Below are 25,406 nucleotides of genomic sequence, written 5' to 3'. Positions count from 1 at the left end.
TTATTATGACAAATTAAACAAAGTATAAGTAACAAACATTTATTAATAATATCAAATTGAAAAGATATATATGGAATGAGAATGCATTGGGGATAATTCTATGAATAAAAAAATACTATTTTTAATCATGCTATTTATGAGTCGTTTTGCACAAAGTCAGGAAGTAACTTGGGATCTAACTTTTGATGACAAATATAATTTACCTTTAATCATGATAAATTATCAAGGTGAAAAAATTCAGATGATATTGGACACGGGGTCTAATATAGCTTTACACCTACCGATGGATTTAATTAATAAAATCCCTAATAAAATGGAAAATTCTGAAAAAATCAGGTCGACTGATCTTTCTGGTAGTGTCACAGAACTGCGATCATTTATCATCGATAAGTTAGTGTTAAATTCTTTTACCTTTAATAATGTGCAAGTGGTCGAATATAAAGATTGGGGATTATATATTTCGAGTGATCAAACTAATAATAGTGAGGATACTAATGAAGATAAACCTGTTATTGGGCTTGGATTGTTTGATGATTATGTATTAACTATCAATTATCCTGAAAGTAATATAACCATATCAGATGATATTGCAACAAACTTAACTCCACAATGGATTGCCATTCCCTTTGACTTAAATGATGAAGGTTTGGTTGTCAATCTGTCCGATGGTATAAAGAATTATAAAATGGTTTTAGATACAGGGGCTACAGTATCACTCATCAAACAACAATCCCTGTCACCGAAATCAATTACAATAAGCGATCCTGAAGATGATTTTAAAGCTATATCACTTGATGTGAATAATGTCGCGAATGATAACGTTCTGCCAATAATAATTGATTCATTTCCTAATGAATTTCAAGCTGACGGATTATTAGGCGCCGACTTTTTAAGTAAAAACAGAGTTAAAATTGATTTTAAAAATAAGCAAATGTGGATCCAACCTATTGTAATAAAATAATTTATCTTAATATTTAAAATTGATAATCAAATCATTAAAAAAGATCTACATCAGTAGGTCTTTACTTTAATTGCTGAGGTTTATAATTATCATTAATTAGATAACATGCTCTGTTCTAGCGATAATATTATCCTGAGTATCAGGTGATAGTGCTATAAAGAATGCTGAATAACCAGCAACAAAAACAACTAAATCACGACATATAAATTTCATTATTTAATATAAATTAAATACTATTATTATGACAAATTAAACAAAGAATAAATAACAAACATTTATTAATAATATTAAATCCAAAAGATATATTAGGAATGAAAATACATCAGGGAAGATACAATGAATAAAAAAATACTATTTTTAATCATGCTATTTATGAGTCATTTTGCGCAAAGTCAGGAAGTAACTTGGGATCTAACTTTTGATGACAAATATAATTTACCTTTAATCATGATAAATTATCAAGGTGAAAAAATTCAGATGATATTGGACACGGGGTCTAATATAGCTTTACACCTACCGATGGATTTAATTAATAAAATCCCTAATAAAATAGAAAATTCTGAAAAAATCAGGTCGGTTGATCTTTTAGGTAATATTACAGAAATTAAATCATTTGTAATCGATAGATTAAGTTTAAATTCTTTTGTCTTTAACAATGTGAAGGTCGCCGAGTATAAAAAATGGGGATTGATTATTTCGAGTGATCAAACTAATAAGAGTGAGAATACTAATGAAGATAAATATGTTATTGGGCTTGGATTGTTTGATGGTTATGTATTAACTATCAATTATCCTGAAAGTAATATAACAATATCAAATGATATTTCGACTTATTTAAATCCCAATTGGATTGCAATTCCCTTTGATTTAAATGATGAAGGTTTGGTCGTGAAATTGTCTGATGGAGTAAAGAATTATAGAATGGTTTTAGACACAGGGGCTACAGTGTCAATCATAAAAGAAGAATCTCTTTCACCTTTTACAAGTAAACTTACCGTACCTGAAAATAATTTTAGATACATATCACTTGAAATGAAGGACATAGCTAGTGATAAAGTTAAAGCAATTATAATTGATTCACTTCCTGATGAATTTCAATCTGATGGGTTATTAGGCACTGATTTTTTTAGTAAAAATAGAGTTAAAATTGATTTTAGAAATAAAAAAATGTGGATTCAACCTGTTGTAATAAAATGATTTATTTTAATATTTAAAATCGATAATCAAATCATTAAAAAGACCTACATTAGTAGGTCTTTACTTTAATTGCTGAGGTTTATAATTATCATTAATTAGATAACATGCTCTGTTCTAGCGATAATATTATCCTGAGTATCAGGTGATAGTGCTGTAAAGAATGCTGAATAACCAGCAACATAAATAACTAAATCACGATATATAAATTTCATTATTGAATATAAATTAGATACTATTATTATGACAAATTAAACAAAGAATAAATAACAAACATTTATTAATAATATTAAATCCAAAAGATATATTAGGAATGAGAATACATCAGGGAAGATTCTATGAATAAAAAAATACTATTTTTAATCATGCTATTTATGAGCCGTTTTGCGCAAAGTCTGGAAGCCACTTGGGATCTAACTTTTGATAACGGATATAATTTACCTTCAGTAACAATGGACTTACAAGGTGAAAAAACTCAATTTATATTGGACACGGGATCTAAATCAGCTTTACACCTACCAATGGCTTTAATTAATAAAATTCCTAATAAAACTGAAAATGCAGAGAAAATGAAATTGAATGATTTAACAGGTGATATTAAAGAGGTTAGATCGTTTATTGTCGACAAGTTAAAATTAGGATCTTTTATTTTTAACAATGTACCAGTCCTTGAATATAAAAATTGGGGCTTATTTATACCAATTGATCTTACGAAGAATAATCATGAAAAAAAAGGAACTGATGTAGAAAAATCAGTGATTGGACTTGGTTTGTTTAAAGATTATGTATTAACTATCAATTATCCTGAAAATAAAATAACAATATCAGATGATATAAAGGTTTCTGATGACTTAAATAAAAACTGGTTTTCCATTCCCTTTTATTTAAATAATTATGGTTTAGTTATAAATTTGTTTGATGGTTTAAAAAACTACAAAATGATATTAGACACAGGAGCTGCAGTGTCAATCATAAAAGAAAAATCACTTTCACCTTTTACAAGTAAACTTACCGTACCTGAAAATAATTTTAGATACATATCACTTGAAATGAAGGGCATAGCTAGTGATAAAGTTAAAGCAATTATAATTGATTCACTTCCTGATGAATTTCAATCTGATGGGTTATTAGGCACTGATTTTTTTAGTAAAAATAGAGTTAAAATTGATTTTAGAAATAAAAAAATGTGGATTCAACCTGTTGTAATAAAATGATTTATTTTAATATTTAAAATCGATAATCAAATCATTAAAAAGACCTACATTAGTAGGTCTTTACTTTAATTGCTGAGGTTTATAATTATCATTAATTAGATAACATGCTCTGTTCTAGCGATAATATTATCCTGAGTATCAGGTGATAGTGCTGTAAAGAATGCTGAATAACCAGCAACATAAATAACTAAATCACGATATATAAATTTCATTATTGAATATAAATTAGATACTATTATTATGACAAATTAAACAAAGAATAAATAACAAACATTTATTAATAATATTAAATCCAAAAGATATATTAGGAATGAGAATACATCAGGGAAGATTCTATGAATAAAAAAATACTATTTTTAATCATGCTATTTATGAGCCGTTTTGCGCAAAGTCTGGAAGCCACTTGGGATCTAACTTTTGATAACGGCTATAATTTACCTTCAGTAACAATGGACTTACAAGGTGAAAAAACTCAATTTATATTTGACACGGGATCTAAATCAGCTTTACACCTACCAATGGCTTTAATTAATAAAATTCCTAATAAAACTGAAAATACAGAGAAAATGAAATTGAATGATTTAACAGGTGATATTAAAGAGGTTAGATCGTTTATTGTCGACAAGTTAAAATTAGGATCTTTTATTTTTAACAATGTACAAGTCCTTGAATATAAAAATTGGGGCTTATTTATACCAATTGATCTTACTAAGAGTAATCATGAAAAAAAAGGAACTGATGCAGAAAAATCAGTGATTGGACTTGGTTTGTTTAAAGATTATGTATTAACTATCAATTACCCTGAAAATAAAATAACAATATCAGATGATATAAAGGTTTCTGATGACTTAAATAAAAATTGGTTTTCCATTCCCTTTCATTTAAATAATTATGGTTTAGTTATAAATTTGTTTGATGGTTTAAGAAACTACGAAATGATATTAGACACAGGAGCTGCAGTGTCAATCATAAAAGAAAAATCACTTTCACCTTTTTCAAAAAAACTTACCATACCGAAATATAATTTTAGATATACAGCACTTGAAATGGCAGACTTAGATAGTGTAAAAGTTGAAGCAATTATAATTGATTCTCTTCCTGATGTATTTGAACCTGATGGGATACTAGGATCAAATTTTTTTCGTGAAAATATAGTTAAGATTGATTTTAAAAATAAGCAAATGTGGATTCAACCTGCTGTGATAAAATGATTTATTTTAATATTTAAAATCGATAATCAAATCATTAAAAAAGACCTACATCAGTAGGTCTTTACTTTAATTGTTGAGGTTTATAATTAATTAGATTACATGCTCTGTTCTAGCGATAATATCATCCTGAGTATCGGGTGATAGTGCTGTAAAGAATGCGGAATAACCAGCAACACGAACAACTAAGTCACGATATTGATCCGGATGTGCTTTAGCAGCAAGTAACGTATCACGTGAAACAACATTATATTGAACATGCCATCCTTTATGAACTTCAAAGAATGTTCTTAGCATCATCATAAGTTTTAACTTATCACGCGGATTGTCTAAGGTTGATGGGTTGAGTTTTTGGTTTAAAAGCACGCCACCAAGAATCTTATCCGTTGGTAATTTACCTAATGAGTTAAATACTGCTGTTGGCCCTAATGTATCAGTACCAGATGATGGGCTGGCACCTTCAGCTAACGGTGTCCATGCTTTTCGTCCATCAGGTGTTGCTGCAGTTTGTGCACCAAATGGCACATTGGCAGAGATAGATGAAGTACCGGCGTAATAAGTACCACCAATTGGACCACGACCATAGCGAGGGTTGCGATAATTTTTTAACTCATCAATATAGTAGTTATATAGTTCAGCTAAAAGATAATCCACTTCATCATTATCATTACCGTATTTAGGTGCATTATTGAGTAGACGTTGACGTAATTGTTCGCCCGCAGAACCTTCAAAGTTTTCTGCTAATGCTTTAGCTAAATCGGACTGTTTGATAGTGTGTTCATCAAAAATTAATTTTTTAACTGCTTCAAAGCTGTTAGTAGTATTTGCCAGTCCGACTTGTAAACCTGATACCCAATCATATTTCGCGCCACCTTGTTTAAGAGTTTTACCCCGTTCAATACAATCATCAACTAATACTGAACAGATAATGTCATGCGCATTTTCTTCTAAGATAGTGTCAATCACATACTCAATTTCGATTGATTTTCGAGTGTAGTAGCGAATTTGTTTATCCCATTGGGCTTTGACTTCGTCAAAACTTTTGAAGTTATTTTTACTAAGTGCTTGTTCTTGCGGTAGGTAAACAACACCACTGGTTGCATCTTTACCACCCTCTAAAGTTGCTAGTGCAACACGAGCAAAGTTAATAAAACTCATACCTGTGCAGCGATAACCCCATTTACCCGGTACTGCAGTTTCAATACAGCCGATAGCAGAATATTGGTAAGCGTCTTCACGTTCTACGCCGAGTTTAATAAACTCAGGAATAACGATTTCGTCATTATTAAACGCTGGCATACCAAAACCACAACGAATAACTTGTACGCAAGCATCTAAAAAGTCATCACTCATTCCAGCATGATAGCGCACACTTAAATTAGGTTGAGTTGATTTTAATCGTCCGCAAGACTCTAAAATAGCATAAGATAATGAGTTAACGGCATCAACAGCGACATCATCTACCAGCTTTTGACCACCAATTGTCACGTTTTGATACATCGGACTACCAGCTGAGCTTTTAGAGTGTGAGCCTGAACGGATTTTATTGACTTCTAATAGTTTTAACCAACAGCTGTGCAATAACTCAATTGCCGCTTCGCGAGATAATGTTTTTTCTTGCTCAACATCTTTTTCATACCATGAAGAAAGATATTGGTCCATGCGACCGAACGATACTGAGTGACCATTTGATTCAATTTGTAACAATAACATAACAAAATAACATAATTGGACAGCTTGCCAGAATGTTTCTGGTGGTTTATGAGCGATAACATCACAGTTTTTAGCAATCTGTAATAACTCATCTTTACGCCATAAACGTTCTTCTTTAGTTGCCATTTCACGGGCTAATTGAGCATAACGTTCAATGTATTCACTCATGGCCTGCATTGAAATTTCAGACGCTTTTAGGAAATGATCTTTATGGAAATCATCAAAATCAGTGATATTGATACGACTACGACGTTCTTTAATTTTATCAATAATGCCATCTATGCCTTTTTCCAAAATAAATGGGAAGTTAACAGCAAGATGAGCATCACCAGAATTCATATTCCCTTCAGCTTTGATCATAACGGTATCAAGCAATGATTTGTGTTCATCACTGAATAGTGCATAACAGCGATCAAGCACCGTTTGACCGTGCCACCATGGGCAAACGCGGTGTAAAACTTCTTTATCGTGTTCGGTAACTTCAAATCCTGCACCAGGACGATCACCTAATACATCTATCTCTTTTTCAACCCAACCTACGGTATACTCTGGAAATATTGGTGCAGCTCTTGGTGAACTTGCTTGGTTACCAACGATTAATTCGTCGTGTTTTATCCAAATTGTTTTTTTACTTAAATGATTTGCTAATGCATAAGCGCGACGTAATACAACTGGCTTTGCCAAATGTTCTTGGTAAGATTCGGTATAATGTTCTGCGCGTTCTACGCAAATTGGTGGTTTAATAATATGAATCAATGCATTTTTATGTGCTTTAATCCTTGGTGTGACAGTGGTAAGGTCTAGAGTAGACATAAGGTTCTCCTTGGTTATCCTCGTAAAACAGCGGTTAACTGTTTTTGTTTGGCATAGTTGGTTGCAAAATCAATGATATTTGCGTCGTTTAGAGGTTCTTTCGGTGCGTAATAAGGCAGATCGAGCATTTTGTATTTGTTTATACCTAAAGTGTGATACGGTAAAAAATGAATCTCATCAGTCGGTATTTCGCTAGCGACAAAATCGACAATACTTTTTATCGATTTTTCATCAGCATTGAATCCTTGAATCAATGGCACTCGGACAATGATTTTTTTATTAGCGTTAGCAAGATGTTGGAAGTTTTTTAAAATCCGTTTGGCTGAACCTTTGGTCCAAGTATAGAAAATAGACTCGTCAGTATGTTTTAAATCAGCCAAGAAAAGATCTAAATACGGTAACGAAGCTTCTATGTTCTTCCAAGGAACATGCAGACACGTCTCAACCGCGGTGTGATAGCTTTGTTGCTTGCAAGCAGCTAGAATTTCTTGACTTAATTTGGGTTGCATAAATGGTTCACCGCCAGATAATGTTACCCCTCCACCAGAACGTTGATAAAAAGGACTATCCTTATTAATGGTTTGCATCACCTCTTGTACTGATAACGATTCACCACACACGGTTAATGCTAAACTTGGACAAATATTTTGCATTTTTTTATAATCAGCTTGTTCAAATTCTTTTCGATTAATCCGAATATGTCCATTTGATTTATTAATTAAATTTGGGCAAGATGCAGAACAAAGATCACAATCATTCATGCAAAGCCTTTCATCGAACAGAATTTCTTGCTTAGCAGATTGGCTTTCTGGGTTCTGACACCAAAAACACCCTAAAGAGCACCCTTTTAAGAAAACTACTGTTCGAATCCCTGGTCCATCATGAGTGGAATATCGTTGTAAATTAAAAATCATACATTGCCTCAATATTTTTTCTACATATTAATAACTTTCGAACGAAAGTGTCTGTGATTTAGATCTCATTTTGAGGTATTTAAATCAAAAGTAAGATCTTGATCACGTTTTAGAATTGAATCATTTTTCTGAATTATTGATCTTTCTGCAGAAAATTTATTTAAACCTTAATCAAAAAATATGAGAAAGACCAAGAGGAAAAATAAGTAAAGTTTACCCTAACCCTAATTAATAATTGAAATCATAGAGAAATTATATAAATAGTTTCTCTATTAAAAGATAGATGAGAATTTTCGAAAATTTTTACGTAATAAGTTCTCCCCAACAAATTCGCCTATACAATTTTTTATTTGAATTATAGAAAGAATTTCAAAATTATCTATTTCCGATAAATATCTTACAACTTAATAAATTGTTGTGCTTCCGTAATTGTGATCGAGTTTAAAGGAGATCATTGACTAATTTTGCAGTTTATTATTTTCTACTAGGAATTTGGTGGGGATATTACATTAAATAGAATTTTATCTAGTACAGTCGTAGCAACTAATTAAGTTTGGTGGAGTTTTGTTGCTACTTGTGTCGTTAAAGCAAGAAGTAGCCAATAACTGACTGACGCTTTAGTCCAATCCTTTTCAACTTCGCTGAGTTTCATATCACTACTGCTATAACTCATTTCTAATTTTTTTCGTGTCTCTTTTTTTATGGAGTTGCCAAACCATAATAAATATTCACCGATATACATTAACCTTTACATCCCTTTTTTTAATCACTATTACCGTAATCAACGTATTTTCCGGTTTTTTCATCCAAAACGCACCACTCTAATCGGCTTTCTAAAATGCCTTTTTGTACGTCAGGTGGATAGTCTGATAAGGTTGTTTCTTTGGGTATGGGTTTGCCTTTTTTGCCTGCTTGCCTAATCACCTTTGGCCAACGTGGCTGCCAGCATAAACATTCCGATATAAAATAACCTGCCGTGTAAACGGGTAATAGTATTAAAAATATCGGGATTAATAACAGATACATCACTATACTTTTTGAATTTTGTGCTACGTGGATCATCGGGCTGATATGACCACCTAATCCATGAAATGGCATTGGTAAATGGGTGCTAAGTCTTGGTTTGGGTAAATTTTCTGGGCCATCTTCCATATAACGGCGAATAAATTCCCATTCATCTTTATAGTCTTGACCTTTATAAGTATTTTTACCTATCCCGACTGAGTGAGCAATAGGAAAACCCGTTTTATAAGGATGAAAAACAATTAAATTTACCATATTGGTACCACTCATATCCGAACCACTATCACCAAAGTTACCCGGCATAATATGATCCCATTTAAATACGACAGTACCGCCGCAATATTTAGGGCGCTGAATATAAACTTGCCTTGTTATCCGATTAAATCGTACCCGTATATGGCGTACGGTAAACAGTTCCAATCGATAAACATAACGGAAATAGCGGAAGCATAAATAAAGTGAAGGAAAAAAAACAATAGAATAGAATATGATAGCTATTATATGACCAGCTATCTTAGCTGTTTCACCACAATATAACATTATAATATGATCAATACAGTAATAACCTGAACTAAAAGGAATAAAAAAAATTAATAGACTAATCCAAGTGAGAATCCCTCGAAAATTTTCAAACATTCCACCACGAATATCGAGATAGCGATCGTTATAAGCATAGTATGGACCAATGGCTCTTGGGTTATTACTGACTGACGCTTTAGTCCAATCCTTTTCAACTTCGCTAAGTTTCATATCACTACTGCTATAACTCATTTCTAATTTTTTTCGTGTCTCTTTTTTTATGGAGTTGCCAAACCATAATAAATATTCACCTATATACATTAACTTTTACATCCCTTTTTTAATCACTATTACCGTAATCAACGTATTTTCCGGTTTTTTCATCCAAAACACACCACTCTAATCGGCTCTCTAAAATGCCTTTTTGCACGTCAGGTGGATAGTCTGATAAGGTTGTTTCTTTGGGTATGGGTTTGCCTTTTTTGCCTGCTTGCCTAATCACCTTTGGCCAACGTGGCTGCCAGCATAAACATTCCGATATAAAATAACCTGCCGTGTAAACGGGTAATAGTATTAAAAATACCGGGATTAATAACAGATACATCACTATACTTTTTGAATTTTTTGCAGCGTGGATCATCGGGCTGATATGGCCACCTAATCCATGAAATGGCATTGGTAAATGGGTGCTAAGTCTTGGTTTGGGTAAATTTTCTGGGCCATCTTCCATATAACGGCGAATAAATTCCCATTCATCTTTATAGTCTTGACCTTTATAGGTATTTTTCCCTATCCCGACTGAATGAGCAACAGGAAAACCCGTTTTATAAGGATGAAAAACAATTAAATTCACCATATTGGTGCCACTCATATCCGAGCCACTGTCACCAAAGTTACCCGGCATAATATGATCCCATTTAAATACGACAGTACCGCCGCAATATTTAGGGCGCTGAATATAAACTTGCCTTGTTACCCGATTAAAGCGTACCCGTATATGGCGTATGGTAAACAGTTCCAATCGATAGACATAACGGAAATAGCGGATGCATAAATATATTAAAACTAAAGAAGTAATTAAAAAACAAATCATTGCAAATATATCAGAAGCAATGTTTTCATTCTCACTATTATATAATTGTGAAGCAATTATAAATGCAAAATAAATGCCTGTTAAAGGAAACATAAATATTAGTATGGAGAGCCATGTAACAATCCCTCGAAAATTTTCAAACATTCCACCACGAATCTCAAGATAGCGATCGTTATAAGCATAGTATGGACCAATGGCTCTTGGGTTATTACTGACTGACGCTTTAGTCCAATCCTTTTCAACTTCACTGAGTTTCATATCACTACTGCTATAACTTATTTCTAATTTTTTTCGTGTCTCTTTTTTTATGGAGTTGCCAAACCATAATAAATATTCACCGATATACATTAACCTTTACATCCCCTTTTTTAATCACTATTACCATAATCAACGTATTTTCCGGTTTTTTCATCCAAAACACACCACTCTAATCGGCTCTCTAAAATGCCTTTTTGCACGTCAGGTGGATAGTCTGATAAGGTTGTTTCTTTGGGTATGGGTTTGCCTTTTTTACCTGCTTGCCTAATCACCTTTGGCCAACGTGGCTGCCAGCATAAACATTCCGATATAAAATAACCTGCCGTGTAAACGGGTAATAGTATTAAAAATACCGGGATTAATAACAGATACATCACTATACTTTTTGAATTTTTTGCAGCGTGGATCATCGGGCTGATATGACCACCTAATCCATGAAATGGCATTGGTAAATGGGTGCTAAGTCTTGGTTTGGGTAAATTTTCTGGGCCATCTTCCATATAACGGCGAATAAATTCCCATTCATCTTTATAGTCTTGACCTTTATAGGTATTTTTACCTATCCCGACTGAGTGAGCAACAGGAAAACCCGTTTTATAAGGATGAAAAACAATTAAATTCACCATATTGGTGCCACTCATATCCGAACCGCTGTCGCCAAAGTTACCCGGCATAATATGATCCCATTTAAATACGACAGTACCACCGCAATATTTAGGGCGCTGAATATAAACTTGCCTTGTTACCCGATTAAAGCGTACCCGTATATGGCGTATGGTAAACAGTTCCAATCGATAAACATAACGGAAATAGCGGAAGCATAAATATATTAAAACTAAAGAAGTAATTAAAAAACAAATCATTGCAACAGCATTCGACGCGACGTCCTTTATTTCATGATTATAAAGTTCAAACATGATACTTAATCCCAAGTAACAACCAGATAATGTTACATAAAATGCTAAAAGACTAATCCAAGTGATAATCCCTCGAAAATTTTCAAACATTCCACCACGAATCTCAAGATAGCGATCGTTATAGGCATAGTATGGACCAATGGCTCTTGGGTTATTACTAACTGACTCTTTAGTCCAATCCTTTTCAACTTCGCTGAGTTTCATATCACTACTGCTATAACTCATTTCTAATTTTTTTCGTGTCTCTTTTTTTATGGAGTTGCCAAACCATAATAAATATTCACCAATATACATTAATTTTTACATTCCTTTTTTAATCACTATTACCATAATCAACGTATTTCCCGGTTTTTTCATCCAAAACGCACCACTCTAATCGACTCTCTAAAATGCCTTTTTGTACGTCAGGTGGATAGTCTGATAAGGTTGTTTCTTTGGGTATGGGTTTGCCTTTTTTACCTGCTTGCCTAATCACCTTTGGCCAACGTGGCTGCCAGCATAAACATTCCGATATAAAATAACCTGCTGTATAAACGGGTAATAGTATTAAAAATACCGGGATTAATAACAGATACATCACTATACTTTTTGAATTTTTTGCAGCGTGGATCATCGGGCTGATATGGCCACCTAATCCATGAAATGGCATTGGTAAATGGGTGCTAAGTCTTGGTTTGGGTAAATTTTCTGGGCCATCTTCCATATAACGGCGAATAAATTCCCATTCATCTTTATAGTCTTGACCTTTATAGGTATTTTTACCTATCCCGACTGAGTGAGCAATAGGAAAACCCGTTTTATAAGGATGAAAAACAATTAAATTCACCATATTGGTGCCACTCATATCCGAATCGCTGTCGCCAAAGTTACCCGGCATAATATGATCCCATTTAAATACGACGGTACCGCCGCAATATTTAGGGCGCTGAATATAAACTTGCCTTGTTACCCGATTAAACCGTACCCGTATATGGCGTATGGTAAACAGTTCCAATCGATAAACATAACGGAAATATCTGATATATAAATAAATAAGAATCAATGATATAATGGCAAAAATAATCATAGCGAAAATTCCAGAACCAATTTTATCGGCGTCCCATTGATTGTTATTTATTTTAAAAAATATTATAAGTACATAAAAGCTACTAGTTATAGGAATTAAAAATATGAGCAGAGAAATCCAAGTGAGAATCCCTCTAAAATTTTCAAACATTCCACCACGAATCTCGAGATAGCGATCGTTATAGGCATAGTATGGACCAATGGCTCTTGGGTTATTACTAACTGACGCTTTAGTCCAATCCTTTTCAACTTCGCTGAGTTTCATATCACTACTGCTATAACTTATTTCTAATTTTTTTCGTGTCTCTTTTTTTATGGAGTTGCCAAACCATAATAAATATTCACCGATATACATTAACCTTTACATCCCCTTTTTTAATCACTATTACCATAATCAACGTATTTTCCGGTTTTTTCATCCAAAACACACCACTCTAATCGGCTCTCTAAAATGCCTTTTTGCACGTCAGGTGGATAGTCTGATAAGGTTGTTTCTTTGGGTATGGGTTTGCCTTTTTTACCTGCTTGCCTAATCACCTTTGGCCAACGTGGCTGCCAGCATAAACATTCCGATATAAAATAACCTGCCGTGTAAACGGGTAATAGTATTAAAAATACCGGGATTAATAACAGATACATCACTATACTTTTTGAATTTTTTGCAGCGTGGATCATCGGGCTGATATGACCACCTAATCCATGAAATGGCATTGGTAAATGGGTGCTAAGTCTTGGTTTGGGTAAATTTTCTGGGCCATCTTCCATATAACGGCGAATAAATTCCCATTCATCTTTATAGTCTTGACCTTTATAGGTATTTTTCCCTATCCCGACTGAGTGAGCAATAGGAAAACCCGTTTTATAAGGATGAAAAACAATTAAATTTACCATATTGGTGCCACTCATATCTGAACCACTGTCACCAAAGTTACCCGGCATAATATGATCCCATTTAAATACGACAGTACCGCCGCAATATTTAGGGCGCTGAATATAAACTTGCCTTGTTACCCGATTAAAACGTACCCGTATATGGCGTACGGTAAACAGTTCCAATCGATATACATAACGGAAATAGCGAATGCACAAATATATTAAAATTGAAGTAACTATCAAAAAAAACATTATTGTAAATATACCAGAAGCAACATTTCCTCTTTCATGATTATATAGCCTTGAAGCTATTGTTAATGCCATTAACATGCTAAATACAGGAGCAGAAAATATCAATAAACTTATCCAAGTAACAATCCCTCGAAAATTTTCAAACATTCCACCTCGAATCTCGAGATAGCGATCGTTATAGGCATAGTACGGACCAATGGCTCTTGGGTTATTACTAACTGACGCTTTAGTCCAATCCTTTTCAACTTCGCTAAGTTTCATATCACTATTGCTATAACTCATTTCTAATTTTTTTCGTGTCTCTTTTTTTATGGAGTTGCCAAACCATAATAAATATTCACCGATATACATTTATAATGTCTCCGTAATAGCTTGATTCCAGGTTGTTAATTCTTCAGTTAAATCTGCAAATTTTTTACGGTCTGGTTCCTTGCCAAAACAGCAGCGATCAAACCATTTTTGAAGTGCATTCTCATCAATAATAATAAGCACACACGACGCAATTAACGTAATAAATGAAGCCATAAATACAATTCTCCCTATAACAAGGGCATTCCTGAGTGCAAAGCGTCCAATTGAAAGCCCCAAATCAGCTATTTTCACCCAAATGGTTCGTTCTGTACTATAACTAACAATCCTATCTAACCATGGTGCAAGCGTACCTAGTACAATTACAAATTGCCCAATACTAAGCGCCAAAGTTGCCAGCCCTCTCGCAAAATAAGCAGTGGCAATAATGTCCTTATCTTTTTTGCTTGTTTCATAACCATCAATAAAATCTAATACTGCCATTACCCCCCCAGCTATTGTGGATATACTTGCCGACCACAAAAACAACCGACCAAAGGCATTAATAGTAACATGTGCAATTTTAGAATTTGGTTTGTTACCAATGCTATATTCAATTGTGCTTATATATACCTGTAAGCCGGCAGCAATGCTTGTCACTACTGATGTTATGAGTTCAGTTAATTCCCGAGCATTATTCATATGACCTGTTTTAACTTTTTGGTATGAATCGTAAGCGCTGAATCCAAGTAACACGATAGCAAAACGAGTATTGACTAAATCAGCATTTCGGAAGTTTTCTTGTGCAATATTTTCAAGTTGCGGAACCCCTCGTACAGGGTCAGCTGAAAATCTTACACGATTAATATTATAACCCTGACGATACATATTAGTCGCGGTTTGATTAAGCGAGCTTATGATAAGATTCCCCACAGCATTGTGGAGACGCACCTCGGCACTCGATACAGTAATTCTTAAAAAATTTCTTACTAAATCTGTTAATGTCACGGATAATATTGCTATTGGAAATCCTCGTTCTGCTAGTTGATCTATAATAGAACCTACTGTGTTAATATGTTCAGTAAGGTTATTTAATAGTTCAATTGCTTTATTAACATTGGGATCAGTCTCATCTGTTTCTGGAGCATCAATTATCGCAATTGATCGTTGTATATCTAAATATTGATTGATGTCATCAATTAAACTTTTATTGTTAAAAAGGTATGTACGCATAACTAAGTTATCACGGGTAATTTGCGATGCATTCCACCATTGGTCAAGTATATCGGTAATTTCTGACGAACTGCTTGTGCCATGTAGGCACATACTCATCTGAAATTGAAACATAATTCCGTCGAGTTTTTTACTTTCATCATAAAGATCTAATGCTCTAATCAATTGCTCCGATTTTAACCATTTTATGTAGTCTTTAGTTCTTAGCTTTGCAAGTTTTTCAGCTTGTTCTGATTTTTCTTTAAAATCATTTTCAAATTTATTAAATTTTTCTTGTGATAAACGACTCCAATATTTTTCTTGAAACTCTTTCTCTGCTAGCTCTTTTGTATAGATAGATTGCACATTTTCGTTATACCATTCTTCACTCTTATCAAGTATTTTATTACTTTGGTTTTTAAGACCTTCAGGAATATAAATGCCTTGCATTGCTTTATTATTCTGTTTTTTTTGCCGTTCAACCGATTTCGAATAACTCTGTATTAACTGTTTTATGCGGCGATCATGAAATGACTTTTTAAATTCATCAAGTTGTTTTTTAACAATTAGACGATGTTCATTCGAAATCCCTTCATTATCTTTAGCTTCCATCCAGGGTTTCATTTTTTTTTCAAGTGCTTCGTTACGACGATTATTTAAACTTTGTGTAATTCCTATCGCATCGTTAACTACAATTGCCGCACCTTTGCGAGCGTTTAATTTTTTACAGAGTGATAAATAACGACCATAATATTTCTGAATATCTTTATCAAAAAAAGTGGCGCGATTTGTATATATGTAATGAGTTAATTGAAGTTGTTTGTAAGCATTATCCCGTTCTCCAAGTTTAAATTCATAAGGCAATTTACTGCGCAAAAAAGCTTCTTGTTCGGCAATCTCTATTGCCGTTGAAAACTCTAGTATATTTGAAAGTAAAGCTTCATCTTTTATCGATCTCTGACCACTTCGTATTTGCTCTGGTGTCATACCTTCTAGTTCGAATTCTGGAGTAGTCAGGTAAAAATCTAACCGTTCATTAGTTATTTTATTTGGACTAAAAATAAAATGAATTTTATAGATATCTTTACTATTTTTAAAACTGATATATGAAGCATCCGCTCCGTCAGTAGCTATATTGCAATTATAATCAGGTGGTATAGAGGGTATCGTATTAATATTTTCAAACTCCGTTAAACATCCTTCAGGGCTGGAAGAAAATGCTCGCCACTCTTTCTTACCATTTTTATAGTCAACAAGCACATATAAATAACCTTGCCTAAGCATTTGTATACAATAATTAGAGTGTTCTAATGGTAAATTTTTTACCATTTCTTGAGCAAAATCTGGTAAAGGAGGAACTTCTACATTAGCTTTAAGATTATTTTTTATTATATGGTTTTTAGCTAAATAACCGCTAACTGATAACCGAGTAGGTAGAACAATTAAATCGCCTTCTTTTTCTTGACATTTTGGACACCGCCTACCAGAATCGTTCTCCTTAATTTTTGCAGCTGCTATTAATTTAATTAATTTGTCCATTGATGACATATTTTATTCCTGCTCTAATTGTTGTAAATATTGTTTAATTTCATAAATATTATTATTTTTCATTATATTGTAAAATTGATTGTAGGTGGTTTTCCGAAAAAATTGCTCAGATTTTTCCATAACATGATTAACAATATAATCCATTTTCTGTTGTTCTGGGGTATCAAATGAAGTCTTATAAATCCATTCTAAAATCAGTGTTAGAGTGTTTTGTTGACTGTCTGACAAAGGGGAATTTTGTTGTCTCATCATTTGATATTCATAAGCGTTATAAGCTTGAGCAATATTAATTTTTTGCCATTGATTTGTTGTTATTTCATAATCAATATCTGACAGTATTAATTTTGGTTTGTGATGTAATTCGATATAACTATTTTGCCAATAGTACCAATATTGAATGACGCCTAATAATTGATTTAATTGCTTTTTATTTAAAATATTTACTAAATGTTTTAAGACATATGGATCATAAAATCTTAAAAAATAATATTTAGCTTTATATAACATAAACATAGCATTGCTAATGTGATTTTGTATGCTTTTTATATTATGCGGTGAGGTAATTAAAGCAATTGCAGCCGATTGATTACTCTTTAACTCACTAATCACTTGATCAACATAACTTACTCCTTTCCTTATTGTACATAGCTGTAAGCATTCATGATCCTGTGAAACCGTATCTTGTCTATCTCGAATTGGTACAATTGATTCAAATTCAAAATTATGTTCAAAGAAAAAATCATCGTTAATTTTTGGATCAATTAATAAATATACCTTGCCAAATCGATTGATTTGCTTAGCTATAATATTACTAATATCTGTTTCTGCTATGTTTTTAATCATTGTTATCTTTCCACAATAATAGCATGCTTATTTGCTTCATCTTGTTGTACACCATTGCATATCGATGGTAATTCCCGTTGAATGTTTCTTTGTGCCGGCCCCATTTTCTGCATAGCATTACTTTTTATATAAACATTATCAGCCGTACCCAGTTCAATCCCTGCACTGCTAATTTTGATGTATGAACCACCACACATTAACGTCAGCTCTTCACTTGCGGTAACCGTCAGTTCACCATCAACACTATCTATTTTAATATCTTGCTTGGCGGCCATATTCAGGTTGGCATTTTGTGCTTGCACCTCAACATCCCCTTGGTTAGCAAAGACTTTCATTCCCGATTTATGGGCAAATAGACCGATGGATTCACCGGATGAGACGGTTATGTTTTTTAACGCATTGATGTCAGTTTGGTTTTCACTGGTTACTGAAACACTGTTCGAAGTGGACAATTGGATGTTTTCAGGACTGGTTAAAGCAATGCCCTCTTGTGCATAAGCAAGAATACCACTTTGGGCTAACTGGGTTAATGTTGTTTTAAGTTGTTCTTGACTGTCAGTGTCTGCACCATGGGCTTCAGAGGCGGTTGCCGCATTTTGTAAGGCTTTGGCAATTGATAGTGCATTTTCAAGCTGAGTAATGGCAGCTTGCATATCAAGCTGTTTACCCTGTGCTTTAGGCTCGGTCTGACTGGTCAGGTATAAGCCTTTATTGGCAGCAATTGCTCCCCACTCATCGGTGCGCAGTTCAAACCCTTCACCTCGCTGGGTTTTGTTTTGGTCAACTAAATGCCCAATGTTAAGTTGGGTTTTACCATATTCGGTCGCTAACTTGATGTGCTCTTGTCCGCGTTTATCATCCATCCGTAACTTATTGTTCGCCGGTGTGCGAATTACATTACGATGTTTGTTTATGGTGGTCACATGGTCAGGGTGTTGACTGTCATGCATTGCATGTGCAATATAAGGTCGGTCTGGATTACCGTTAGTAAAGGCAACCGCAACTTCTGTGCCGTCAATCAGTGGAAAGTGAAAACCATAGGTACTGCCGGCATACGGTTTAGCCAGTCTTAGCCATAAACTCTCTTCACCGTTTCGCCACTCTTTTAAGTCAAAGTTAAATTTAACCCGATAGCGCCCTTGTGTATCAATATAACCATAGGTGTCATTATCCGGACTGGTTACCCGTGCCGGTAAGGTGCCATCAATGGTTGGGAAAGGAATCGGCTCTGGGCGGTAAGGTTTTAATGGCTGGTAAGGTATCGCGGTAAAACTCAGTTCATAAGCATCACTGCGGTTTCCCTGACCCTGCACCGTTAATATCATTATCCCTTCATCGATTCCGGCAATCGCACTGCCTTTGATGCGGATATGTTGACCTGGGGCTAAATTGGCCTGATTACTTTTACCTCGGATAAGAATTTGACGACTAATCGCTCGCTCATGACGAATGCGGGCATACCATTCACCACTTTCAACACCATTACTCGTGTTACCTGAGTTAGTGCTAATATCACTGCTGTTATCGTTATTATTGCCGTTACTGTCGTCGGTATCGATATCACCACTGTTTTCATCATCGCCATCATTATTATTGTTGGTGTCACTATCAATTCCATTATTGCTGTTACCATTACTATTTAACCCTTTATAGTGCTCATCATAACGGTAATCAGTGCCATAAGTGGTGTTATCTTTCAGTTGGCTGTTAACTTCACCCAGTAAGTTCGCCTGCGCATCTCGGTAGTTATAATCTTGTACTTGTACCGAAACTTCCACCATTTGACTGTGCAAGGTCATATCCCAGACACTTTCAACGCCGTTATCCAGTGTGCCACTTGGTTGTTTGTAGACAATATCAGCCACCTGCTGATAACCTTGTTCATAATCACTGATGACCATCACATCACAATTGTGTTCACCATGGGTTTCAAATCGGAAATAGACACCCACATCAGCAAGCAGTCTTTGAATAAACTCAAGGTCACTCTCTTGCCACTGGGTGATAAATTCACGCTCAGGGTATTGCTCTTTAAGTGCTAAACGATAATCAATCCCGGTATAACCATGACCGCGCAATACCTCTTCAACCACACTGATAACGCTCTGATTTTGAAAAATAGCACAGTTATGACTTAATGACAGTTTGGCTAATTGCGAGGACAAAACCACCTGATAACGGGCTTCGTCATTACTTACTGATAATTGATTGAACTGGGTTATCACACCATAAAGAGTACGGGAGCCACCTTGAGATAATAATGAGTTTAAGGAATTAAGTGGATTGAGTTGCGTTAAAGAGTTAAGCGAATCGAGTGGATTGGATTGTGTAAACTTATCTAACTGTTTTAATGGCTCGGACTGTTTTAATGCTTGTAAAGGATTGGCGGAGGTTAAAGAATTGAGCGCATCAAGTCCTTTCGTTGCAATATCACTTAAATGGTTAGAATTCGCCGAGTTAAAACTCAAACGGGCATTTTGATTAAGAAATGACTCGACAAGAAGATGTTTATTTGAGCTGGTAAAAGTAATAGTGTAATACCAAGGCTGGTTAAGTTGTTCATTACCTTCAACCTGTAAGATTGAAACCTCAGCAGGTAAATCTTCGATATTTAATGTATAACGATTGTGACCCGCGCCATTAACCAAACCATTCTTTAAACCACGACTTAAACCATTCCCCAACTGACTAATCAGATTGGTTAATCCTTTATCCATGTTATCCTCGATATATTTCATATACATAGCAAATACGACTATGCTTTATTGAACTGTGTTTATTGTTATTAATAATTATTTAGTGTTATTTTTTACTAAAAAATTGATTATTTTAGAATTTATTATTATAAGTAAAACGCTTTAATGAATTAATGTTAAAAAACAACCTAAAAAAGAGTATAAAAATACCTTAATCTGCATATTTTGCAACCTTTTTTTGAAATTTCCTTTAACTTAAATTAGATAGATAACTTACTGATATCATTAATTAATTAACAAAATATAATTAAAATATATTGCTTAAGAATTATCAAAAAAGGATTTATATAATATAGATTTTTCAGATTTTTTTATTGAGTATTTTGCAAAGAATTTTTATTAAAAGTTATATCTAAAAAATTCTTTTGACTGAAACATAGCCATAACCTCAAACTTTTTGACAAAATGACTGACTGTACAACGATAAAAATTATTTTTTAAACTATCGATAAGATAGTGAATAGAATTTTAGTATGATTAAATAATTAAATTAAATTTTATATAAAAAGTTAATTATATTAGTTAGTTATAACTTATTTTGTAAAAAATATTCAGGAGTGTATGTCATTTCGTTATTAAAAGTGCAATGTATATCAGGGATATATGAATTTAGTTCTACTTTAACCAATTGACTAATTGACTACTCAATAAAATAGATATCTTGTACTAAAAAATCAGCCCGAGAATTACTGATTATGTCTTTATATTTAACATTTTTATTATGCCCATATCCAATAGTATACAAACCTGCTTGACATTTATATGCTGCTAATTTTAGACTTTCAAAGCTATTTATTATATCGGTAACATTTTAATTAATAACCATTAAATTTTATTATGACTGATAATTCTTGAGCTATTCGTTAAGTAGTAAGTTTATTTTGATAATAAACAGAAACTAAAAAACACTATTTTTTAATAATCCCAGATACAACTTTTATTATAATTTATTATCGAATATATTTGTTGAACATACTGCAGTTTTGATGAACGTCTTGGACATGACATTAAACGGTCTAATTAGCTGTTTTGATTCGGTAACAATTAAAACAGCCAGTTCAACTTCAAATGTTCAAACAAAGCTTAACTTTTTAGGGATATGAGTTGTTACAAAAGCAGTCAACGGTACATTATTTGCCCCACTAATCGGGGCTTTTTTAAAAAATTATTATTAAATAATTGATTATTATTTTAATTTTTTATTGCTTTACTTGCATAATACCCATTAAAAAATGCAAGTGCTATTGAACCAATGACGACAGGGAAGTAACCAAATTTTTGTGCAAGATAATAACTTAATGATATTACTATAAATCCACATATAAAACTTGGTGCCGATTGAGCGTTACAAGCAGTAGAACGTGCCTGTGAGTTATCTGAATTGTCTATTATGATAGCGGTAATCGCTATCGACATTAAAGGTAAACTAAAGAAGTAAAGAAAACAGGCTAAATAGACACTAAAAACATTCACATATCCTAACGAAATCGGTATAAATGATAGTAAACAAAAAGCATGACAAAGTAATGAATAGGTTAGACTCTGTTTTCTTGTGAAACGTTTTAGGATTTTTGAAATTAATACAACTGCCACTAAGCTCACAATTGAACCAAATACTTTTAATAAAATAGCAATATCTGGCAACGACCAGCCATCATCAACAAGTATTGGTGATAATAGATTATAAGCAGGGAGGAAACTAAAAGGCAAAAGTAACAAAATAACTAACCAATTAATTTTACCTTTCCAGATAGTAATCAGATTTTTCCAATATTGAGGATCATTGCTTTCGGCAATAGGCTGATTTTGGCAGTAACGGTACTCTTCAAAAAAGAAGAGTTGAATTAATGTAAAACCTATTAAAACAGTAATCAACAATAAGCACCACATCCAACCGATATAAGCATAAAGTAGTAATATCACGCCACCACCTAAAATATTACCTATCATTGAACCACTAGTCTTAATACTTGAAATAAGATAGCGCTGCTCGGCTAAAAAAACGTTGCAGACCAATCCAGATATGGCTAACTCTTGAGTTGCTGTCATTGTCGAAAAAATAAAGATGATGGGTAGAATGATGTGAAATTGTTTAATAGGATCTAGAAAAGCGATATTCATCAAACAAACTAACATAAGGGTTAAAGAGATGATTAACCAATTACGATAATGAGATAATCGTCTTTTTAGATATTTATCAACAATAGGTGCCCATAAAATTTTTAAACCTATTGGTAACATCATTAAAGGAATCAGACTTAATTGGTTTAACTCCATACCATCTTTTCTTAAGATTAACGCTAAGGCGATGGTTAAAAAACCGATACCTACATATTCTGTAATATAAAGACTTACAAAGATTAACCAAACATTTTTGGGTAATTTAATTGTTGCTTTGTCATTCATTTATTCATTTTTCCTTTTGAAGTCCCTTCTTTATGTCCGTAATATATTTATTAATATCATTCTTTAATGGTAAAAATATCTTTGAATAAACTATTACTGCTCATACCTAGTTAAATTTAAAATAATCTGTTTTGGAAAACCAAAAACAGATTTAAATCTGTCATCCAAAAAATATTTAACTAATAGTTTATTTGCGCAGAAATACCTACTTGTCGTGGTTGCTGATAAGTACTGTAACGTGAAGACGAAGACATCAGGCTAATTTTGTCATGAGCATTGAAAACATTATCAGCATAAAACATGATTCGACCTTGTTTGAAGTTATAAGCTAAATAAGCATTTGCTTGGTAATAACTATCAATTTTAGATGTTCTATTATTTGATGCATCAGTATAGTAACTATCCACATACGATGCATTTAATCCTGTTTCAAATCCATATGGCAAGTTATAGTAACCACCTAGATTAAATGTATAACCAGGAGCACGCGTTAACTTATTACCGTTATAATTTTTACTATCACTGTATTTTTTTATTTTGGTTTTAAGTAAGCCCAAACCAGTGGTTAAATTTAAATTTTGTGTTGCTTGCCACTCAACATTAAATTCAGCACCATATGTTATAGCCTTATCGGCGTTAGCAATAGTTATTCCTAGTGGATGAGAATACTCAATTTGCATATCTTTATAGTCGTTATAGAAAATATTGGTATTAATTTTTAAGCGTTTATCGTCTGAAAGCCAGCGGTGATAAAGTTCATAGTTCCAAAGATATTCAGTACCATAACTGTATGTAGAAAAAGGATATGTAAATGTAATTCCAGCCCCTCCTGGATTATAACCACGAGAAATTTTAGCGCCAATACGCTGATCATCACTGATTAGATAAGCAATATCAAATTTCGGTAAGAAAACATTTGTTTTATTATCATAATTTAAAAGAAATAAGCTACCACCTTTGTGGGTATGTTTTTCTTGCTCATAACGAGCTGATAGATTAACTTCGATAACATCAATTGGTTTAAAGGTAAACTCCCCTAAAACCGATTTAGTTTTAGTAACGTCATGATAACGATTGCGGATCCCTAATAAAATACTGTCATCTTGTGGTGACTGAAAATAAAATAGACCCAATAAACCTTTGTATGTACCATTGTTGTATCTTAAAATTGGCTGAACTTGCCATTTGTGCCCCTCAACTCTTGATGGTGCTCCAGAAGGCAGAGAAAAACGGTCATGAATATAATTTGAATAAACAACTTTATTTTCAAATTCCCATGTATCATTAAATTGATAACCTGAATCCCAAATTGTGCTTGAAGTCCGAATTTTGAATACAGAGCGATAGGTATCATAATTTGTTGTTGGTTTAAACTCACCCTGAGGATTTCGTGAATCTACATGTTTAAAGGTTAAACGGCTATAAAAATCTGGCACAGCTGAAGGTAACCAAAGCAATTTAGCCTTAGTTGTGGTGGCTTTAAATTTCCTTGAATCACCTGCTGGATGATAATTTGCTAAATGTTCATAAGATTTACGACTTTGATCATCTACCGTAAAACGAAAGAGTAATTGCTCATCAACTAATGGACCAGACAGCATGGCAGCAAATTGGCGTTTATTTTGATTACCATAATCCGTTTTTGCTGCTGCTTCAAATTTATTGATGGGATCATTACTTTGCATAACAATAGCGCCAGCTATAGAATTACGTCCTTGAGCATAACTTTGTGGCCCGCGAAAAACTTCAATTTGCTTGATATCCCATAGCGATTTAGTTGCGAATGCTAATTCATTATAATTAGAATTATCACCATCAACTTGTACATTAACTCTAGGGCGAGCACCTGCTAAAAAAGATATTGCACCATGAGCTGATGAGCCCTCAACACCTCGAATTGTGGGTAATTGATTGCCTAATCCGGTTTCTAATATATTGGAAGTTTGTTTAAGTACAGTTGTTAAAGAGTAAAGATCGGGACGTCTTTCGATATCCTTATTTGTTATGACATTTAAACTTGAACTGGTTTGTAATTCACTACGTTGTACTCCTTCACCTGTGACAGTGATTGTTTCTAATTTATCTTGTTTATTATCTTTCTTGATATCTTTAATATTACTTTCAGCTAGTACAATAGAACTATAACAGCTTATAAGGCACAAACTAAATAGACTAAATTTTGCAGTTATTTTTTTCATCCGAACACGTTACAATTGATAATGATTTTCATTTACGATCTTATAGAGTAAAAATTAAACTGTCAAATAACTACTTAGAATTAAAAAACAATATTAAATTAATTTGTTTTTAGTCAATTTAAATAAATAAGATTTATA

At 33.4% G+C, this 25,406-nt stretch carries 18 protein-coding genes and 3 pseudogenes; 4 read left to right on the top strand and 17 right to left on the bottom strand.

Annotated elements, in window-relative coordinates; translation table 11 throughout:
* Positions 1-100 precede the first annotated feature (100 nt).
* Positions 101-961 carry an aspartyl protease family protein gene (locus GAPWK_RS03190; RefSeq protein WP_025314849.1) on the top strand — a complete coding sequence of 287 codons (861 nt, stop codon included), beginning with the start codon at positions 101-103 and terminating at the stop codon, positions 959-961.
* A 96-nt stretch (positions 962-1,057) separates the two neighbouring features.
* Here the strand turns inward: GAPWK_RS03190 and GAPWK_RS15460 are convergent.
* Positions 1,058-1,159, bottom strand: a pseudogene (locus GAPWK_RS15460) (hypothetical protein); the annotation flags it as partial.
* Positions 1,160-1,297: 138 nt separating this feature from the next.
* On the opposite strand from GAPWK_RS15460, the gene GAPWK_RS03185 reads away from it, so the two are divergent.
* A complete protein-coding gene (locus GAPWK_RS03185; RefSeq protein WP_025314848.1) occupies positions 1,298-2,158 on the top strand; it encodes a pepsin/retropepsin-like aspartic protease family protein in 861 nt (286 codons plus the stop codon).
* Between the two features lie 95 nt (positions 2,159-2,253).
* On the opposite strand, the pseudogene GAPWK_RS15455 reads toward GAPWK_RS03185, so the two are convergent.
* Positions 2,254-2,358, bottom strand: a pseudogene (locus tag GAPWK_RS15455) (hypothetical protein); the annotation flags it as partial.
* Positions 2,359-2,493: 135 nt separating this feature from the next.
* On the opposite strand from GAPWK_RS15455, the gene GAPWK_RS03180 reads away from it, so the two are divergent.
* Positions 2,494-3,369 (top strand): aspartyl protease family protein, encoded by an 876-nt coding sequence (locus GAPWK_RS03180; RefSeq protein WP_025314847.1) that lies wholly within the window; start codon positions 2,494-2,496, stop codon positions 3,367-3,369.
* Positions 3,370-3,464: 95 nt separating this feature from the next.
* Here GAPWK_RS03180 and GAPWK_RS15450 read toward each other — a convergent pair.
* A pseudogene (locus tag GAPWK_RS15450) lies at positions 3,465-3,569 on the bottom strand (hypothetical protein); the annotation flags it as partial.
* Positions 3,570-3,704: 135 nt separating this feature from the next.
* Here GAPWK_RS15450 and GAPWK_RS03175 point away from each other — a divergent pair.
* Positions 3,705-4,580: an aspartyl protease family protein gene (locus GAPWK_RS03175; RefSeq protein ID WP_025314846.1), complete on the top strand. Its 876-nt coding sequence runs from the start codon at positions 3,705-3,707 to the stop codon at positions 4,578-4,580.
* 90 nt (positions 4,581-4,670) lie between these two features.
* Here the strand turns inward: GAPWK_RS03175 and GAPWK_RS03170 are convergent, their stop codons facing one another.
* From GAPWK_RS03170 to GAPWK_RS03110, 14 genes are all read right to left on the bottom strand, one after another.
* Positions 4,671-7,103: a formate C-acetyltransferase/glycerol dehydratase family glycyl radical enzyme gene (locus GAPWK_RS03170; protein WP_025314845.1), complete on the bottom strand. Its 2,433-nt coding sequence runs from the start codon at positions 7,101-7,103 to the stop codon at positions 4,671-4,673.
* Between the two features lie 14 nt (positions 7,104-7,117).
* Positions 7,118-8,017, bottom strand: coding sequence for a glycyl-radical enzyme activating protein (locus GAPWK_RS03165; RefSeq protein ID WP_025314844.1), 900 nt, complete (start codon positions 8,015-8,017; stop codon positions 7,118-7,120).
* Between the two features lie 547 nt (positions 8,018-8,564).
* Positions 8,565-8,759 carry a hypothetical protein gene (locus GAPWK_RS03160; protein ID WP_025314843.1) on the bottom strand — a complete coding sequence of 65 codons (195 nt, stop codon included), beginning with the start codon at positions 8,757-8,759 and terminating at the stop codon, positions 8,565-8,567.
* Positions 8,760-8,779: 20 nt separating this feature from the next.
* Positions 8,780-9,880, bottom strand: coding sequence for a DUF6708 domain-containing protein (locus tag GAPWK_RS14075; RefSeq protein WP_025314842.1), 1,101 nt, complete (start codon positions 9,878-9,880; stop codon positions 8,780-8,782).
* Between the two features lie 19 nt (positions 9,881-9,899).
* On the bottom strand, positions 9,900-11,000 hold the full coding sequence (locus tag GAPWK_RS03150) for a DUF6708 domain-containing protein (RefSeq protein WP_025314841.1): 1,101 nt from the start codon (positions 10,998-11,000) through the stop codon (positions 9,900-9,902).
* Positions 11,001-11,020: 20 nt separating this feature from the next.
* Positions 11,021-12,121 carry a DUF6708 domain-containing protein gene (locus GAPWK_RS03145; RefSeq protein ID WP_025314840.1) on the bottom strand — a complete coding sequence of 367 codons (1,101 nt, stop codon included), beginning with the start codon at positions 12,119-12,121 and terminating at the stop codon, positions 11,021-11,023.
* A gap of 19 nt (positions 12,122-12,140) precedes the next feature.
* Positions 12,141-13,247 (bottom strand): DUF6708 domain-containing protein, encoded by a 1,107-nt coding sequence (locus GAPWK_RS03140; protein ID WP_025314839.1) that lies wholly within the window; start codon positions 13,245-13,247, stop codon positions 12,141-12,143.
* Positions 13,248-13,267: 20 nt separating this feature from the next.
* Positions 13,268-14,368, bottom strand: a complete 1,101-nt coding sequence (locus GAPWK_RS03135) for a DUF6708 domain-containing protein (protein WP_025314838.1) — start codon at positions 14,366-14,368, stop codon at positions 13,268-13,270.
* Positions 14,369-17,065, bottom strand: coding sequence for a T6SS effector BTH_I2691 family protein (locus GAPWK_RS03130; protein WP_025314837.1), 2,697 nt, complete (start codon positions 17,063-17,065; stop codon positions 14,369-14,371). It abuts the gene before it with no gap.
* Positions 17,066-17,068: 3 nt separating this feature from the next.
* Complete coding sequence (locus GAPWK_RS03125) at positions 17,069-17,908, bottom strand: DUF4123 domain-containing protein (RefSeq protein WP_025314836.1); 840 nt, start codon at positions 17,906-17,908, stop codon at positions 17,069-17,071.
* Between the two features lie 2 nt (positions 17,909-17,910).
* Positions 17,911-20,646 carry a type VI secretion system Vgr family protein gene (locus GAPWK_RS03120; RefSeq protein ID WP_158413567.1) on the bottom strand — a complete coding sequence of 912 codons (2,736 nt, stop codon included), beginning with the start codon at positions 20,644-20,646 and terminating at the stop codon, positions 17,911-17,913.
* A 658-nt stretch (positions 20,647-21,304) separates the two neighbouring features.
* On the bottom strand, positions 21,305-21,460 hold the full coding sequence (locus GAPWK_RS15445) for a glycoside hydrolase family protein (RefSeq protein WP_407919852.1): 156 nt from the start codon (positions 21,458-21,460) through the stop codon (positions 21,305-21,307).
* A gap of 395 nt (positions 21,461-21,855) precedes the next feature.
* Positions 21,856-23,070 carry an MFS transporter gene (locus GAPWK_RS03115; protein ID WP_025314834.1) on the bottom strand — a complete coding sequence of 405 codons (1,215 nt, stop codon included), beginning with the start codon at positions 23,068-23,070 and terminating at the stop codon, positions 21,856-21,858.
* A 179-nt stretch (positions 23,071-23,249) separates the two neighbouring features.
* Positions 23,250-25,268, bottom strand: a complete 2,019-nt coding sequence (locus GAPWK_RS03110) for a TonB-dependent receptor (protein WP_025314833.1) — start codon at positions 25,266-25,268, stop codon at positions 23,250-23,252.
* Between the last annotated feature and the right edge of the window lie 138 nt (positions 25,269-25,406).

Origin of the sequence: Gilliamella apicola, assembly GCF_000599985.1 — a bacterium.
GTDB lineage: Bacteria > Pseudomonadota > Gammaproteobacteria > Enterobacterales > Orbaceae > Gilliamella > Gilliamella apicola.
Note: the sequence above shows the minus strand (reverse complement) of the source record. Positions and strands in the feature narration are given on the sequence as shown.

Bases quoted from the DNA above. Each gene is read 5' to 3' on its own strand.
- GAPWK_RS03120 (WP_158413567.1), bottom strand. From the start codon at position 20,646: ATGAAATATATCGAGGATAACATGGATAAAGGATTAACCAATCTGATT.
- GAPWK_RS03185 (WP_025314848.1), top strand. From the start codon at position 1,298: ATGAATAAAAAAATACTATTTTTAATCATGCTATTTATGAGTCATTTT.
- GAPWK_RS03140 (WP_025314839.1), bottom strand. From the start codon at position 13,247: ATGTATATCGGTGAATATTTATTATGGTTTGGCAACTCCATAAAAAAA.
- GAPWK_RS03190 (WP_025314849.1), top strand. From the start codon at position 101: ATGAATAAAAAAATACTATTTTTAATCATGCTATTTATGAGTCGTTTT.
- GAPWK_RS03110 (WP_025314833.1), bottom strand. From the start codon at position 25,268: ATGAAAAAAATAACTGCAAAATTTAGTCTATTTAGTTTGTGCCTTATA.
- GAPWK_RS03145 (WP_025314840.1), bottom strand. From the start codon at position 12,121: ATGTATATTGGTGAATATTTATTATGGTTTGGCAACTCCATAAAAAAA.
- GAPWK_RS03180 (WP_025314847.1), top strand. From the start codon at position 2,494: ATGAATAAAAAAATACTATTTTTAATCATGCTATTTATGAGCCGTTTT.
- GAPWK_RS03135 (WP_025314838.1), bottom strand. From the start codon at position 14,368: ATGTATATCGGTGAATATTTATTATGGTTTGGCAACTCCATAAAAAAA.
- GAPWK_RS03175 (WP_025314846.1), top strand. From the start codon at position 3,705: ATGAATAAAAAAATACTATTTTTAATCATGCTATTTATGAGCCGTTTT.
- GAPWK_RS03165 (WP_025314844.1), bottom strand. From the start codon at position 8,017: ATGATTTTTAATTTACAACGATATTCCACTCATGATGGACCAGGGATT.
- GAPWK_RS03125 (WP_025314836.1), bottom strand. From the start codon at position 17,908: ATGATTAAAAACATAGCAGAAACAGATATTAGTAATATTATAGCTAAG.
- GAPWK_RS03170 (WP_025314845.1), bottom strand. From the start codon at position 7,103: ATGTCTACTCTAGACCTTACCACTGTCACACCAAGGATTAAAGCACAT.
- GAPWK_RS03130 (WP_025314837.1), bottom strand. From the start codon at position 17,065: ATGTCATCAATGGACAAATTAATTAAATTAATAGCAGCTGCAAAAATT.
- GAPWK_RS03150 (WP_025314841.1), bottom strand. From the start codon at position 11,000: ATGTATATCGGTGAATATTTATTATGGTTTGGCAACTCCATAAAAAAA.
- GAPWK_RS03160 (WP_025314843.1), bottom strand. From the start codon at position 8,759: ATGTATATCGGTGAATATTTATTATGGTTTGGCAACTCCATAAAAAAA.
- GAPWK_RS03115 (WP_025314834.1), bottom strand. From the start codon at position 23,070: ATGAATGACAAAGCAACAATTAAATTACCCAAAAATGTTTGGTTAATC.
- GAPWK_RS14075 (WP_025314842.1), bottom strand. From the start codon at position 9,880: ATGTATATAGGTGAATATTTATTATGGTTTGGCAACTCCATAAAAAAA.